Source organism: Caulobacter sp. P1_B12_2, assembly GCF_056406675.1.
This window is the reverse complement of sequence record NZ_JBFTZS010000114.1, coordinates 1-12,878: the sequence shown is the minus strand read 5'-3', so window position 1 is coordinate 12,878 and position 12,878 is coordinate 1. Positions and strand designations below refer to the sequence as shown.

General features: G+C 69.2%; 14 protein-coding genes and 1 pseudogene. 4 read left to right on the top strand and 11 right to left on the bottom strand.

Features of this window, described 5'->3' with window-relative positions; genetic code table 11:
• From AC1DZ6_RS09405 to yaaA, 4 genes and pseudogenes are all read right to left on the bottom strand, one after another.
• Positions 1–399 (bottom strand): annotated as a pseudogene (locus tag AC1DZ6_RS09405) (amidohydrolase); the annotation flags it as partial.
• A gap of 108 nt (positions 400–507) precedes the next feature.
• On the bottom strand, positions 508–1,569 hold the full coding sequence (locus tag AC1DZ6_RS09400; RefSeq protein WP_477096927.1) for a patatin-like phospholipase family protein: 1,062 nt from the start codon (positions 1,567–1,569) through the stop codon (positions 508–510).
• 71 nt (positions 1,570–1,640) lie between these two features.
• Positions 1,641–2,438, bottom strand: a complete 798-nt coding sequence (locus AC1DZ6_RS09395) for a 3-hydroxybutyrate dehydrogenase (protein ID WP_477096926.1) — start codon at positions 2,436–2,438, stop codon at positions 1,641–1,643.
• A gap of 97 nt (positions 2,439–2,535) precedes the next feature.
• Complete coding sequence (gene yaaA / locus AC1DZ6_RS09390) at positions 2,536–3,303, bottom strand: peroxide stress protein YaaA (RefSeq protein WP_477096925.1); 768 nt, start codon at positions 3,301–3,303, stop codon at positions 2,536–2,538.
• Positions 3,304–3,403: 100 nt separating this feature from the next.
• On the opposite strand from yaaA, the gene AC1DZ6_RS09385 reads away from it, so the two are divergent.
• Entirely contained in the window at positions 3,404–3,733 is a 330-nt protein-coding gene (locus tag AC1DZ6_RS09385; RefSeq protein ID WP_477096924.1) for a hypothetical protein, read from the top strand.
• Here the strand turns inward: AC1DZ6_RS09385 and AC1DZ6_RS09380 are convergent.
• The 5 genes from AC1DZ6_RS09380 to AC1DZ6_RS09360 form a co-directional block, all read right to left on the bottom strand.
• Positions 3,730–5,139, bottom strand: coding sequence for an FAD-binding oxidoreductase (locus AC1DZ6_RS09380; protein ID WP_477096923.1), 1,410 nt, complete (start codon positions 5,137–5,139; stop codon positions 3,730–3,732). The two genes, AC1DZ6_RS09385 and AC1DZ6_RS09380, sit on opposite strands and share 4 nt — an antisense overlap.
• A gap of 83 nt (positions 5,140–5,222) precedes the next feature.
• Positions 5,223–5,540 (bottom strand): 1-deoxy-D-xylulose-5-phosphate synthase, encoded by a 318-nt coding sequence (locus tag AC1DZ6_RS09375; protein ID WP_477096922.1) that lies wholly within the window; start codon positions 5,538–5,540, stop codon positions 5,223–5,225.
• Between the two features lie 5 nt (positions 5,541–5,545).
• Positions 5,546–6,523, bottom strand: coding sequence for an L-threonylcarbamoyladenylate synthase (locus tag AC1DZ6_RS09370; protein WP_477096921.1), 978 nt, complete (start codon positions 6,521–6,523; stop codon positions 5,546–5,548).
• Entirely contained in the window at positions 6,454–7,794 is a 1,341-nt protein-coding gene (locus tag AC1DZ6_RS09365) for a YceI family protein (RefSeq protein WP_477096920.1), read from the bottom strand. The genes AC1DZ6_RS09370 and AC1DZ6_RS09365 overlap by 70 nt, the downstream gene beginning before the upstream one ends.
• Positions 7,795–7,876: 82 nt before the next feature.
• Positions 7,877–8,497 (bottom strand): YceI family protein, encoded by a 621-nt coding sequence (locus AC1DZ6_RS09360; RefSeq protein WP_477096919.1) that lies wholly within the window; start codon positions 8,495–8,497, stop codon positions 7,877–7,879.
• A 175-nt stretch (positions 8,498–8,672) separates the two neighbouring features.
• On the opposite strand from AC1DZ6_RS09360, the gene AC1DZ6_RS09355 reads away from it, so the two are divergent.
• Entirely contained in the window at positions 8,673–10,415 is a 1,743-nt protein-coding gene (locus AC1DZ6_RS09355; RefSeq protein ID WP_477096918.1) for an acyl-CoA dehydrogenase, read from the top strand.
• A 127-nt stretch (positions 10,416–10,542) separates the two neighbouring features.
• Here the strand turns inward: AC1DZ6_RS09355 and AC1DZ6_RS09350 are convergent, their stop codons facing one another.
• Positions 10,543–11,025 (bottom strand): redoxin family protein, encoded by a 483-nt coding sequence (locus AC1DZ6_RS09350; protein WP_477096917.1) that lies wholly within the window; start codon positions 11,023–11,025, stop codon positions 10,543–10,545.
• 121 nt (positions 11,026–11,146) lie between these two features.
• Between AC1DZ6_RS09350 and AC1DZ6_RS09345 the strand changes: the two genes are divergently transcribed.
• Complete coding sequence (locus tag AC1DZ6_RS09345) at positions 11,147–11,758, top strand: YqgE/AlgH family protein (RefSeq protein WP_477096916.1); 612 nt, start codon at positions 11,147–11,149, stop codon at positions 11,756–11,758.
• Between the two features lie 163 nt (positions 11,759–11,921).
• The gene (locus AC1DZ6_RS09340; RefSeq protein ID WP_477096915.1) at positions 11,922–12,701 is read left to right on the top strand and encodes a lysozyme inhibitor LprI family protein; all 780 of its coding nucleotides are present in this window, start codon (positions 11,922–11,924) and stop codon (positions 12,699–12,701) included.
• Here AC1DZ6_RS09340 and AC1DZ6_RS09335 read toward each other — a convergent pair.
• A partial coding sequence (locus tag AC1DZ6_RS09335) for a hypothetical protein (protein WP_477096914.1) occupies positions 12,698–12,878 on the bottom strand: 181 nt, incomplete at its 5' end. The genes AC1DZ6_RS09340 and AC1DZ6_RS09335 overlap by 4 nt on opposite strands.

Here is a 12,878-nt window from a genome sequence, read left to right as displayed (position 1 = left end):
GGCGTGCATGACCGGCAGGGTCCGGCCTTCCCACTGYGCCGTGACCTTGGAGGCGAACGGCAGACCGGTCTTTTCCTCGACCGGCAGGGCGTCCATGTCGGCGCGCAGGGCCACGACCTTGCCGGGCTTGCCGCCCTTAAGCACGCCCACCACGCCGGTGCGGCCGACGCCCTCGCGGACCTCGAAGCCCAGGGCCTTCAGTTCCTTGGCCACCAGGGCGGCCGTGCGGACCTCCTGGTTGCCCAGCTCGGGATGCTCGTGGACGTCGCGCCGCCAGGCCACGACCTTGGGCTGGACGGCCTTGGCGGCGGCCTGGACCTCGGCCACCGAAGGCGCGGCGAGCGCAGGCCCGGCCAGCAACGCGGCGGCCAGAGTCAGCCCCGAAACTCTTGCGAACATGCCGTCCCCTCGATTCCTGAAATCCCGGCGGGGAGCTTGGGCGGGGGAGCGTGGAGCGGTCAAGCGCCGGGGATGGGTTTGGGGACACGCCGCAAGGGCATGTCCCCGCTACGGAAACCCGGCCCTCAGGTCCAGGCTGGAGCTCACCCCCACCTCGGTCAGGCTATTGCCCAGCCAGTCGTCCGCCGCCTTGCGGCCGCGTTCGCGCAGGTCGGTCAGGAAGCTCCACTCGGTGTCGAACTTGCTGCCCAGCGACAGGTCGGCCAGGGCCTTGTCGGCGGTGATGGCGTGCATCAGCATTTTGCGATAGCGGCCCCGCGCGGTGTCTTTCAGCAGGCCTTCATCCAGCAGCTTCTGCACGAAGCCGATGGCCCGCAGCTCGCTAGCCAGGGCCGCGTTGAAGGTGATCTCGTTCAGCCGGTCCATGATCTCGCCCGGCGTCTTGGGCGTCTCCTCGCGGACGAACGGGTTGAGGCTGACCAGCAGGATGTCGTCGGGGGTGTCGTCGTAGAACAGCGGCCACAGCGGCGGGTTTGCGAGAAAGCCGCCGTCCCAATAGGGCTCGCYGTCGATCTCGACCGCCTGGAACACCTGGGGCAGGCAGGCGCTGGCCATGATGTGGCGGGCGGTCAGCTCGGTCTCGCGAAACACCTTGGACTTGCTGGTCCGCACCTCGGTGGCCGCGATGTACAGCTTGATCGGCGAGCGCTCGCGCAAGGCCTTGAAGTCGATCTCGCCTTCCAGGGCGTCGTGCAGCGGGTTCAGGTTGAACGGGTTGAACTCGTAGGGGCTCATCGACAGGGCGAAGGTCTCGGCCAGCCGCCAGCCGGGGCTGTTCTTGAGCCAGTCGGCCCCACCCGCGAAGGCGCTGGTCCAGATGCCGGTGTCGCCGAACACGTTGCGGCCGCCGTTGCGGTTGACCTGTTTCCAGAACCGTTCGAGCCGGGCCTTGGCCCCGTCGCGGCCGCCGTCGATCAGGCCCTGGGCCAGGCAGACGGCGTTCATCGCCCCGGCCGAGGCCGCGGTCACCGCCATGATCTCGAGATCGTCTTCCTCGAGCAGGCGGTCCAGCACGCCCCACTCGAACGCCCCGTGCGAGCCGCCGCCTTGCAGCGCCAGCGAGATGGGCTTGGGGCCCGAGGGCTTCTTCTTCAACGGACCGATGGGCATGCGGACTCCGTCAGACGATCGGGGACATGCCCTTGCGGCGTGAGGGACACGCCGCGAGGGCATGTCCCCGGCTACTGGGCGGTCCAGCCGCCGTCGATGCTGAAGGCCGAGCCGTTGGCCGAGGCCCCGGCGTCGGAGACCAGGTACAGCAGCAGGCCGTTCAGCTGGTCGAAGGTGACGAACTGCTTGGTCGGCTGGGCCGCGAGGATCACGTCCTTCATCACCGCCTCTTCCGAGATCCCCCGGGCCTTGGCCTGGTCGACGATCTGGGCCTCGACCAGCGGGGTCTTCACGAAGCCCGGGCAGATGGCGTTGCAGGTGATGCCGAAGGTGGCCAGTTCCAGGGCGGCGGTCTTGGTCAGGCCCAGGATGCCGTGCTTGGCGGCCACGTAGGCGGCCTTGAACGGCGAGGCGACCAGGCCGTGGGCCGAGGCGATGTTGACGATCCGCCCGCGGCCCTGCTCCTTCATGATCGGGATCGCCGCCCGCGTGGCGTGGAAGGCCGACGACAGGTTGATGGCGATGATCAGGTCCCACTGGTCGATCGGGAAGTCCTCGATCGGGGCCACGTGCTGGACGCCGGCGTTGTTGACCAGGATGTCCAGCTCGCCGAACTCGGCCTTGGCGGCGGACACCATCTCGGCGATCTGGCCGGGCTTGGTCATGTCGGCGCCGTTGTAGAGCACCTCGACGCCGTGCTTTTCAGCCAGCTCGGCGCGGGTCTTCTCGATGGCGTTCATCTCGCCCAGGCCGTTGAGGACGATGTTGACGCCCTGTGCGGCCAAGGCGTCGGCCATGGCGTGGCCGATGCCGCTGGTCGAGCCGGTCACGATCGCGACCTGACCCTGCAAACCGAAATCCACGGCCATCGACGAGCTCCCTGACAGTCCTGCCAAATTTGCTGCAACGCAGCATACAGCTCGCTCTTGCGATGAGCGAGGCTTTATAATTCATCGGTAGATGAATTCAGGGCTGGGGGCGAGCGAAAACCCAGTCGGCGGGCGTCGAGAGCTCAGGGCGGTGCTTGTAGCCGTCCAGGTCGAAGCCCTTGAGGTCCTCGGCCTTGTCGATCCGATTGTCGACGGCGAAGCGGGCCATCCGGCCGCGGGCCTTCTTGGCGAAGAAACCCAGCACCCGCAGCATGTTGCCCTTCTCTTCCTTGAAGTGGCAGGTGACGGTCGGCAGCTTCAGGGCCTTGGCGTCGACGGCTCCAAAATATTCCTGGCTGGCCAGGTTCACCAGGGTCGGATCGGCGTGGTCCTTGGCGGCCGCGTTCAGGGTCTTGGCGATGGTCTCGCCCCAGAAGTCGTRGAGGTTGGAGCCCTTCTTGGTCTTCAGACGGGTGCCCATCTCCAGGCGATAGGCCTGCAGGGCGTCCAGCGGCCGCAGCACGCCGTACAGGCCCGACAGGATCCGCAGGTGGTCCTGGGCCCAGTCCAGGGCCGGACGGTCCAGTTCACGCGCGTTGAGGCCGGCATAGACGTCGCCGTTGAAGGCGATGACCGCCTGGAGGCCGTCCTCGACCTGGGCGTCGAAGGTTTGGAACCTGGCGTGGTTCAGCTCGGCCAGCTTCTCGGAGATGTGCATCAGCCGGCGCAGGTCGGCGGCCGTCAGCTTGCGCGTCACCTTGGCCAGCTCGGCGATCTGGGTCTTGAGCTCGGGCGTGGTGAGCGGCAGCACCTGATCGGGCGCGGTGAAGTCCAGCGACTTGGCGGGAGAGATGACCATCAGCATGGCCGTGCAGATAGAGGCTCGGACGAGCCGAAGCTAGTGCGAGGCTGGACAAGGGGGCCGCTCGCCGCGATGTTGCCCGCCCTTTCGACGGACACGACCGATGCCCCAGCTCCTTGGCCTGATCGCCGCCCTGACCTGCCCGCTGGTGATGTTCGTCGCCCTGTTCCTGGTGATCCGCACCCCGGGCCTGAAGTGGCGCATCGCCTGGGCGGTGCTGTGCTTCGTCGGGGTCGGGGCGTTCTGGATGCGGGCCGCGGACGGGTCGTGGGGCTTCCTGCCGTTGGCGATCAATCTGCTCGGACCCGGCCAGCAGGCGGGCTACTTCAAGGCCACCTTCCCGCTCGGCGCCCTGGCCTCGATGTTCATCTGCCTGGGCGTCCGGCGCGCCCAGGCGGCGGCGGCCGCGCGACGCCAGGACGACGCGGCCTAGAACAGCACGCGCGGGTTCATGATCCGCTGGGGGTCCAGGGCCGCGCGAACGGCGCGCAGGGCCTCGATCTCGACCGCGCTCTTGTAGCGCAGGGCCTCGGCCGACTTCATCGCCCCCAGGCCGTGCTCGGCGCTGATCGAGCCGTTCATCGACGCGACGATGTCGTGGACGATCCGCGCGCCCTCGTCGCGCAGGGCGTCGTGAGAGTCATCCGTCGCTCCATCGGCCCGCAGCACGTCGTAGTGCACATTGCCGTCGCCGACATGGCCGAAGGCCACCACGCGCACGCCGGGCGAGAGCTTCTCAACCGCCGCCGTTGCCTGGTCGATGAAGTCCGCCACCTTCGAAACCGGCACCGACACGTCGTGCTTCCAGGCCGCGCCTTCGGGCTTCTGGCCGCCGGACTGGTTCTCGCGCACCGCCCACAGCGCGTGGGCCTGGGTCTCGGACTGGGCGACGGCGGCGTCCTGGATCAGGCCGGTCTCCAGCGCCCCGGCCAGCAGCCGCTCCATGGCCGCCTCGGCCGCGCCGGGCTCGCCCGAGGCGGTCTCGATCAGAACGTACCAGGGATGCACGGCCTCCAGCGGTTCGCGCAGGCCCGGTATGTGCTTGAGCGCGAAAGCGACACCCAGGCGGCTCATCAGCTCGAAGGCCTCGACGGCGCCGCCGGTCTCGTCCTTGGCCCGGGCCAGCAGCGCGATGGCGTCGTGCGGCGTGGCGACGGCGGCGATGGCCACGCAGCGCGAGGCCAACAGCGGATAGAGCTTCAGGCTGGCGGCGGTGATGATCCCCAGCGTGCCCTCGGCCCCGATCAGCAGGTGCTTGAGGTCGTAGCCGGTGTTGTCCTTGCGCAGGCGTTTCAGGCCGTTCCAGATCTCGCCGTTGGGCAGCACCGCCTCGATCCCCAGGATCTGGTCGCGCATGACGCCGTAGCGCAGTACGGCCGTGCCGCCGGCGTTGGTCGAGGCCAGGCCGCCGATGGTGCACGACCCCTCCGAGGCCAGGCTCAACGGGAAGCGGCGATTGACCGACAGGGCCACCTCGTGGGCCTTGGCCAGGGTCACCCCCGCCTCCAGCACCATGACGTCGTCGAAGGCGTCGACGTCGCGCACGGCGATCAGTTTCTCGGTGGACAGCAGGATTTCGCCCTGCGGGATCTGGCCGGCGACGAGGCCGGTGTTGCCGCCCTGCGGGGTGATCGCCACGCCGTCAGCAGCGCAGATCCCCACCACCGCCGCGACTTCGACCGTCGAGCGCGGCAGGGCCAGCAGCGGTGTTTCGCCGGACCATCGCCCGCGCCACTCCTGCAGCTTGGGGGCCAGGCGGTCGGGATCCTGGCTCCATCCGCCCTCGCCGAGCACGGCCTTGAGGCGGGACAGGGTGTCGGCGGGAACGGGCTTGGTCATGGCGCGGGAGGATACGCTTCCGAGATCGGCCCTGTCAGTATCTACCGAGCTTATACGCGCTGACCGACATCCGCTGCCCTGGACTAGCTCGCCTCTGGATCCGGCATGCCCCGCACGTCGCGCCAGTATTCCTCGCGCACGTCGTCGTCGATCACCGGCGGATCGCCCGCGCCCTTGTAGAGGCGATCGTCGCCGCCCTTACGCGCCTTGGCGATCCAGAAGACCTGACCGCTCTCCTGATCGATGAAATTGGCCTTCAGGCCCGAATTGCGCAGGGCCTCGAACGACCGCCCACCGTAGTACAGCGTCTCCCCAGTCTTGGAGAGCCGGACCCGTCCGATCCGCGCCGGGCCGTTCACGCCCTTGGACTTGTCCTCGATATACATGATGCGGAATTTCATCGGCTCTATCCTATGAACCCGGCGGCGCGTCGCAGCCGGTCATTGATCGCTTCGCCCAGGCCTTCGTCCGGGATCGCCGCGACGGCGATGCCGACGGGTTGGGTGCGGTCGGCGGCGCGCAGATAGGAGAACAGGTTCGCGGCGGCTTCGGCGAGGTCGCTTGAAGGGCTGAGGTTGAAGACTCCCTCGCCTTCCGGCCATTCTCCAAACGCCAGGAACGCCTCGCCGGCCTCAGGCGCCGTCGCGTCGACCCGCACCGGAGCGTCTGGCGCGTAGTGCAGGGCCAGACGGCCGGGCGAGCGCTTGGCGTCGTTGTCGGCTTCGGCCAGGGGGCCGACCACGGCCTCGAGCTGGGCGCGGGTCACCGCGCCTGGGCGCAGCAGGCGGACGGGGCCGTCGAGCACGGCCACGACGGTGCTTTCCAGCCCGACGTCGCAGGGGCCGCCGTCGAGCGCAACGGCCGCCTTGTCGCCGGTCTCGGCGAAGGCGTCGGCGAAGGTGGTGGGGCTGGGTCGCCCCGAGCGATTGGCCGAGGGGGCGACCACCGGCCCGCCGAACGCGGCCAGCACGGCCCGCGACAGCGGATGGCCGGGCACGCGGATGGCCACGGTGTCGAGCCCCGCCCGGGCCAGGTCGCAGACGGCGGCCGTGTCGCGGACCGGCGCGACGATGGTCAGCGGACCGGGCCAGAACGCGACCGCCAGGGCCTGGGCGCGATCATCGAACGCGGCGATGCGCGCGGCGGTCTCGACGTCGTGGACGTGGGCGATCAGCGGGTTGAAGCGTGGGCGGCCCTTGGCCTCGAAGATCGCCGCCACGGCAGCGGGGTTCGAGGCGTCGGCGCCCAGGCCGTAGACGGTCTCGGTCGGCAGCAGCACCAGGCCGCCGCCGGCGAGCGCCTTCGCGGCGGCCGCTACTTCTTCTTGGCCGTGATGGCGAAGCTGACCTTCACCTTGCCGCCGATCTGATCCGTAGAGGCCCATTCACCCTGTCCAACCCCGAACGCCGTCCGGTCCAGGGTGGTTACACCGCGCGCCGTGGCCGTGTCGCCGTCGATCTTCAGGCTGAAGGGCAGGCTGACCGGCTTCTTGACGCCGCGCAGGTCCAGCGTGCCGTCGGCCACGAACCTGCCCTCGCCGGTCTTGCGGAACTTGCTGGCGGTGAAGGTCGCCTTGGGATGGGCGGCCGTGGCGAAGAAGTCGTCGCTGGGCAGGCTGGAGTCGCGCTGGTCGTCGCCGGTGGCGGCCGAGCTCATGTCGATGCTGACGGTCAGCTTCGAGCGGTCCAGGGCCTCGGGCGAGAACAGGATGTCGGCGGTCCAGCGCTTGAACTGGCCCTCGATGCTATCGCCGGCCCAGGTGGCCGAGAAGCCGAGGGTCGAGCTCTTGGCCACGGCCCAGGCGACGGGATCCTTCAGCGCCTTGTCCGGCTCGACAGGGACGGCGGCTTCAGCGGCGGGCGTCGTCGCCTCGGCGGGCGTGGCCGGAGACGCCGGAGCCGCGACGGGCGCATCGGCGGCGACCTCGGCGGGCGCCGGCGCCGCGTGCTTGACGGCCGGCTTGTAGAGATAGCCCGCCGCGATCACGGCGATCAGGCCCGCGGCGGCCAGCCAGGCGCGCGGCTCCAGCCAGCCCGGCTTGGCGCCCGGCGCCATGTGGCCCAGCACCTCGTCGCGGTCGAGGATCTGGTGCTTGGCCACCGCGCCCAGGTGCAGGGCCAGCAGCAGATAGGTGGTCTTGACCAGCAGGCCGTGGCCGTTCTCGCCGATCTCATGCCACAGATGCTTGGGACCGGCCGCCAGCTCGGGCAGGAACGGCAGGTGCGGCCAAGGGATCGCGCCGTAGAGCACGGTCGGGATGGTCAGCTTGCTGGTCGAGACGATGATCCAGCCGGTGATCGGCAGGCCGATCATGATCACGTAGAAGGCCACGTGGACGATCTGCGAGGCGATCGTCTCCCAGCGCGGCTGGGTCGCCGGATGCGGCGGCGGGCGGTGGGTCAGCCGCCAGGCCAGGCGCGCCAGGCTGAGCAGCAGGATCGTGATGCCGATCGACTTGTGCAGTTGAAAGATGGCGTAGGTGGCCGGCCCCTTGGGCTCGTCGCCCATCCGCCAGCCCAGGATGATCTGGAAGAGGATGGAGGCGGCGATCAGCCAATGAATGACGATCGCCACCCCAGTATAGCGAGAACGGGGCGTGTAGCGGGGGGAGCGACCCGCCGCCGAAGGGGTCTGGATAGGCGCTTCGGCGGTCATGGTCGTCCTCGTCTCAAGCAGGTTCGAATTGAAGCTCGAACCGATGTCGTTTCCAAGGCCAAGCTCGCGCTCGGCGTCTGGCCTACTTCTTCGGATTGAACTCGGCTTCGATCTCCAGGTCCACGTCGTCGCCGACCAGACCCTTCAGGTGCGTGAAGCCGAAGTCCGAACGCTTGATCGTGCCGGTGGCCGAGAAGCCCATGATCTGCGAGCCGAACGGCGTCTTGGCGTAGCCGTTGTACTTGACGTCCAGGGTGACCGGCTTGGTCACGCCGCGGAAGGTCAGGTCGCCGGTCAGCTTGCCCGGCTCGACCTTGGTCGAGACGAAGGTGATCTTCGGATACTGCGCGCCGTTGAAGAACTTCGGGTCCGTGCCGATTTCCTTGTTGAAGTCCGGCAGACCGGTGTCGACGGCGGCGGCGTCGATGGTGATCGACACCTTGGTGTCCAGCGGCTTGGCCGGGTTGTAGTCGTAGGATCCGTCGATCGCTTCGCGCGCGAAGCGGAAGGTGTAGTGCGAGGTGCCGAAGTGCGTGACCTTCATGGTCAGGCTGGCGTGCTTCTTGTCGATCGTCCAGGCGCCGGCCGGGGCCTGGGCCGGGTCGGTGGCGGTAGCCTGGGCGGACGCGACGGCCGGAAGGACGGCGACGGGCGCGGCCAGGAGGGCGCCAGCCAGGAGGGCGGAGGCGAAACGGCGATTCATGAGGGACAGTCTCCAAACTGTAATAGCAGCAGTTGCTGAACCCCCAACTTAGGAAGCTTGGCCCGCCGATGAAGGGACCGCGCTTCACGAAGCCGTGATCGGTTCGGCTTTGCACGGTGCGCTGCAGCATCTAAACGAAGTTCACCTGAGCCTGACGCCAGATCGGACCCGTCCCATGACCTACCGCGCGCCCGTTCGCGACCTCGCCTTCGCCCTGAAGCACGTGGCCGGCTTCGACCGCCTGGCCGCCGCCTTCCCGGAGGCCGACGCCGATACGGTGGAGGCGGTGCTGCAGGCCGCGGGAGTGTTCGCCAGCGAGGTGCTGGCCCCGCTCAACCGGACCGGCGACCTGGTCGGCGCCAAGCTGGAGAACGGCGTGGTCCGCGTCGCCCCCGGCTTCGCCGATGCCTATCGCCAGTTCGCCCAGGACGGCTGGACCGGCCTGGCGGCCGCGCCCGAGCATGGCGGCCAAGGCCTGCCCAAGACCCTGGAGGTCGCGGTGCTGGAAATGGTCCAGGCCGCCAACATGGCGTTCGGCCTCTGCCCGATGCTGAGCCTGGGGGCCATCGAGGCTCTGGCCCACCACGGCTCGGACCGCCAGAAGGCCCTCTACCTGCCCCGGCTGGTGTCGGGCGAGTGGACGGGCACCATGAACCTGACCGAGCCCCAGGCCGGCTCGGACCTGGGCGCGCTGACCACGATGGCCACTCCGGACGGCGACGGCGGCTACACCCTGTCGGGCCAGAAGATCTTCATCACCTGGGGCGACCACGACGCCGCCGACAATATCCTGCACCTGGTGCTGGCCCGCACGCCCGACGCCCCGCCCGGCGTGAAGGGCATCTCGCTGTTCCTGGCCCCCAAACTCATGGTCGAAGAGAGCGGCGCCCTGGGCGCGGGCAACGCCCTGCGGGTCGGCGGGCTGGAGCACAAGCTGGGCATCCACGGCTCGCCCACCTGCGTGATGCTGTTCGAAGGCGCCAAGGCCGAACTGGTCGGCCAGCTGGGCTCGGGCCTGGCCCACATGTTCACGATGATGAACGCCGCGCGGCTTCAAGTCGGCGCGCAGGGCACGGCCATCGCCGAGCGGGCCTACCAGCAGGCCCTGGACTTCTCGCTGGAGCGCACTCAGGGCCGATCGGCCTGGACCGGCGCTCAGCCCTCGCGGCTCTACGACCACCCCGACATCCGCAAGACCCTGGTGCTGATGAAGGCCAAGATCGAGGCGGCGCGCGGGATCTGTCTGTCGACCGCCGTGGCCGCCGACCTGTCGACCCACGCCGCGACCGAGGACGAGCGCGCCGCCGCCAAGCTGCGCGAGGAGCTGCTGACGCCGATCGCCAAGGCCTGGTCCACCGACATCGGCGTCGAGGTCGCCTCGCAGGGCGTGCAGGTGCACGGCGGCATGGGCTTCATCGAGGAGACCGGCGCGGCCCAGCACTATCGCGACGCCCGCATCGCCCCGATCTACGAGGGCGCCAACGGCATCCAGGCCATCGACCTGATCGGCCGCAAGCTGATGCTGGGCGAAGGCCAGGCGATCGGCGACCTGATGGACGACATGCGCGACACCCTGGACCTGCTGCAAGCCGCCGGCGGCGACCTGGCCGGTTTCGCCCTGCGCTTCGACGCGGCCCTGAACGCGGCCAGCGCCGCCACGGCCTGGCTGATCGAACGCCGGGCCCGGGCCATGCCCGACGCCCTGTCCGGGGCCACGGCCTATCTGAAGCTGCTGGGCGACACCGTCGGCGGCTGGATGCTGGCCAAGGGCGCGCTGGCCGAGCCAGAGGGCCTGCGGCTGGCGCTGGCGCGGGTCTATGGCGAGAACGTGCTGGCGAGCGTGCCGGGGCAGGTCGCGGCCGTGACGGGCGGGTCGGCGGATCTGGAATCCGTGACGCCGGAGATGCTTGGCGCGTAGAGCGAAACGGGGACACGCCCTTGCGGCGTGTCCCCAATCGGTGCGCGGCCTATCCGGAGGAGGCCGGCGCGTGATCCGGGGACACGCCGCAAGGGCGTGTCCCCAATCGTCGCGATGTCGTAGAACCCTACAGCTGACCCAGCATGTAGTCGGCCGACGAGACCTTGAATTCCCCGCCCTCTTCGACGTTCAGCGTCTCGACCACGCCGTCCTTGGCGATCAGCGAGTAGCGCTGCGAGCGCAGGCCCATGCCGAACTTGCTGCCGTCGAAGTCCAGGCCGATGGCCTTGGTGAACTCGCCGTTGCCGTCGGCCAGCAGGACCACCTCGTCGGTGATGCCCTGGTCGGCGCCCCAGGCCTTCATCACGAACAGGTCGTTGACCGAGACGCAGGCGATGACGTCCACGCCCTTGGCCTTGAAGTCGGCCGCGTGATCCTTGAAGCCCGGCAGGTGCTTGGCCGAGCAGGTCGGGGTGAAGGCGCCGGGCACCGCGAACAGGGCGACGGTCTTGCCCTTGAACAGATCGTCGGTCGTGACCGGGGCCGGCCCCTCGGCCGTGCTGGTCATGAAAGTCGCCGAAGGAAGCTTGTCGCCAACCTTGATCGCCATGTGTGGTGTCCTGTGCGTTGCGTGTTCGTTGAGAGCGCGCAACGGAGATAAAGCCGCCCGAGCCGATCGCCAAGGGAAGGTTGGACTTGAAACTGTCGCGTTCCGATCCGATCCTCTGAGGATGGACTCATCTCRCAAGGATCACGCGGACCCCGACCCGAAGGGAGACCAGACAGGCTTCCTCGCCGGACAGATGCTGGTGGCCATGCCCGGCATCGAGGATCCGCGCTTCGAACGCGCGGTGCTGTACGTCTGCGCCCACGACGCCGAGAAGGCCATGGGCCTGGCGGTCAACCGCCCGGTCGAGGGCCTGACCCTGTTCGAGCTGCTCAACAACCTGGGCGTCGCGCCCGAGATCGAGGCCGGCGGCGATCTGGTGATGCTCGGCGGTCCGGTCGAGCGCGAGCGCGGCTTCGTGCTGCACACCGACGACTACACCTCGCCCGACTCCACGGTGCCGGTGGCCGACGGCCTGGCCCTGACCGTGACCCGCGACGCGCTGGACGCCCTGGGCAGCAAGATCCGCCGGCCGCGCCACGCCATCCTGGCCCTGGGCTACTCCGGCTGGGGTCCCGGCCAACTGGAGCAGGAGCTGCGCGACAATGTCTGGCTGATCTGCGACGCCGACGAAGCGCTACTATTCGGCGACGACTACGACAACAAATGGACCATGGCCTTAGCCAAGATCGGAATCACCGCCGATCATCTGTCGTCCCAAGCCGGTAGAGCTTGAGTAGACGATCCAGTAAATACCTCGGGGAAACCTGGGGTTCTCCCGGATAATACTGAGCGCCTGAAGCGGCTATATTCCGCCACAGTCACGCTGTTGCTTTTTCAAGCCGTCATTGGGGACCCGGCTCGCGCGCGCATGCGGGACGTGTGGTCAGGACAGTGGCATGGCTTACCTGCGTCTCACATCGCCATCGAACGACAACTGGGCGGCCCGGAACGAACGCAACCCGGCGTCCGACACCTGGGGCCAGCGCCGCTACGGCGTGATGCCGCCCCCCAGGCGACGGTTCGGCGGAAACATCCTGCTGGGCCTGATCGCCATGCCGCTGGGCGTCTGGGGCCTGTGGCTGCTGCTGGGGACCGAGACCCCCGAGCCCGTCCCCCGGCCGCTGGTGTTCCAGGTGCCGCCCCCCGAGGCGCCCCTGACCGTCATCGCCCATGCCCCGCGCGGCCTGCGGATCGTCCTGACCTCGGACGCGCGTCCCGTGGCCCACCCAGAGACCTGGGGCGCCCTGCCGACCGCCGTCAGCGCGCCCGTGGCCGCCACGCCCCTGGCCGACGTCGCGCCGCCCGAGGACACGGTCGGCTGCCGCGAAGCCCCGACCCTGGCGGCCCAGATGACCTGCATCGATCCCACCCTGCGCGAGGCCGAGCAACGGATGGCGGCGGCCTATGAGGCGGTGCTGGCGGCCGGCGTCTCGCCGGCGGCCCTGGGGCGCTCCCAGGCCCGCTGGCTGGCGACGCGGGACGAGATGGCCCAGGCCTCGCCCGAGGACCTGCTGGCCGCCTACCAGCAGCGGGAAAGCCGGCTTCGCAGCTTCGCGGTGGCGATGGAGCAGCGTGCGGGGGCGGTGGGACTGAAACCCACAGCCGCCTCAACGCCCGTCATCCTCGGACTTGTTCCGAGGACCTCTCGCGCCGCCGAGCTGTCGCGTGCCGACTAGGTCGCGACTTCTCCGCCTGCCGTTTTCGCAGCCGACGCAGGGGTCCTCGGAACAAGTCCGAGGATGACGGGCGTTGAGGCGGCTGTGGGTTTCAGTCCCACCGCCCCCGCACGCTGCTCCATCGCCACCGCGAAGCTGCGAAGCCGGCTTTCCCGCTGCTGGTAGGCGGCCAGCAGG

Bases quoted from the DNA above. Each gene is read 5' to 3' on its own strand.
- AC1DZ6_RS09395 (WP_477096926.1), bottom strand. From the start codon at position 2,438: ATGGCCGTGGATTTCGGTTTGCAGGGTCAGGTCGCGATCGTGACCGGC.
- AC1DZ6_RS09385 (WP_477096924.1), top strand. From the start codon at position 3,404: ATGCCCCAGCTCCTTGGCCTGATCGCCGCCCTGACCTGCCCGCTGGTG.
- AC1DZ6_RS09380 (WP_477096923.1), bottom strand. From the start codon at position 5,139: ATGACCAAGCCCGTTCCCGCCGACACCCTGTCCCGCCTCAAGGCCGTG.
- AC1DZ6_RS09375 (WP_477096922.1), bottom strand. From the start codon at position 5,540: ATGAAATTCCGCATCATGTATATCGAGGACAAGTCCAAGGGCGTGAAC.
- AC1DZ6_RS09370 (WP_477096921.1), bottom strand. From the start codon at position 6,523: ATGGGCCTCTACGGATCAGATCGGCGGCAAGGTGAAGGTCAGCTTCGC.
- AC1DZ6_RS09365 (WP_477096920.1), bottom strand. From the start codon at position 7,794: ATGACCGCCGAAGCGCCTATCCAGACCCCTTCGGCGGCGGGTCGCTCC.
- AC1DZ6_RS09360 (WP_477096919.1), bottom strand. From the start codon at position 8,497: ATGAATCGCCGTTTCGCCTCCGCCCTCCTGGCTGGCGCCCTCCTGGCC.
- AC1DZ6_RS09355 (WP_477096918.1), top strand. From the start codon at position 8,673: ATGACCTACCGCGCGCCCGTTCGCGACCTCGCCTTCGCCCTGAAGCAC.
- AC1DZ6_RS09350 (WP_477096917.1), bottom strand. From the start codon at position 11,025: ATGGCGATCAAGGTTGGCGACAAGCTTCCTTCGGCGACTTTCATGACC.
- AC1DZ6_RS09340 (WP_477096915.1), top strand. From the start codon at position 11,922: ATGGCTTACCTGCGTCTCACATCGCCATCGAACGACAACTGGGCGGCC.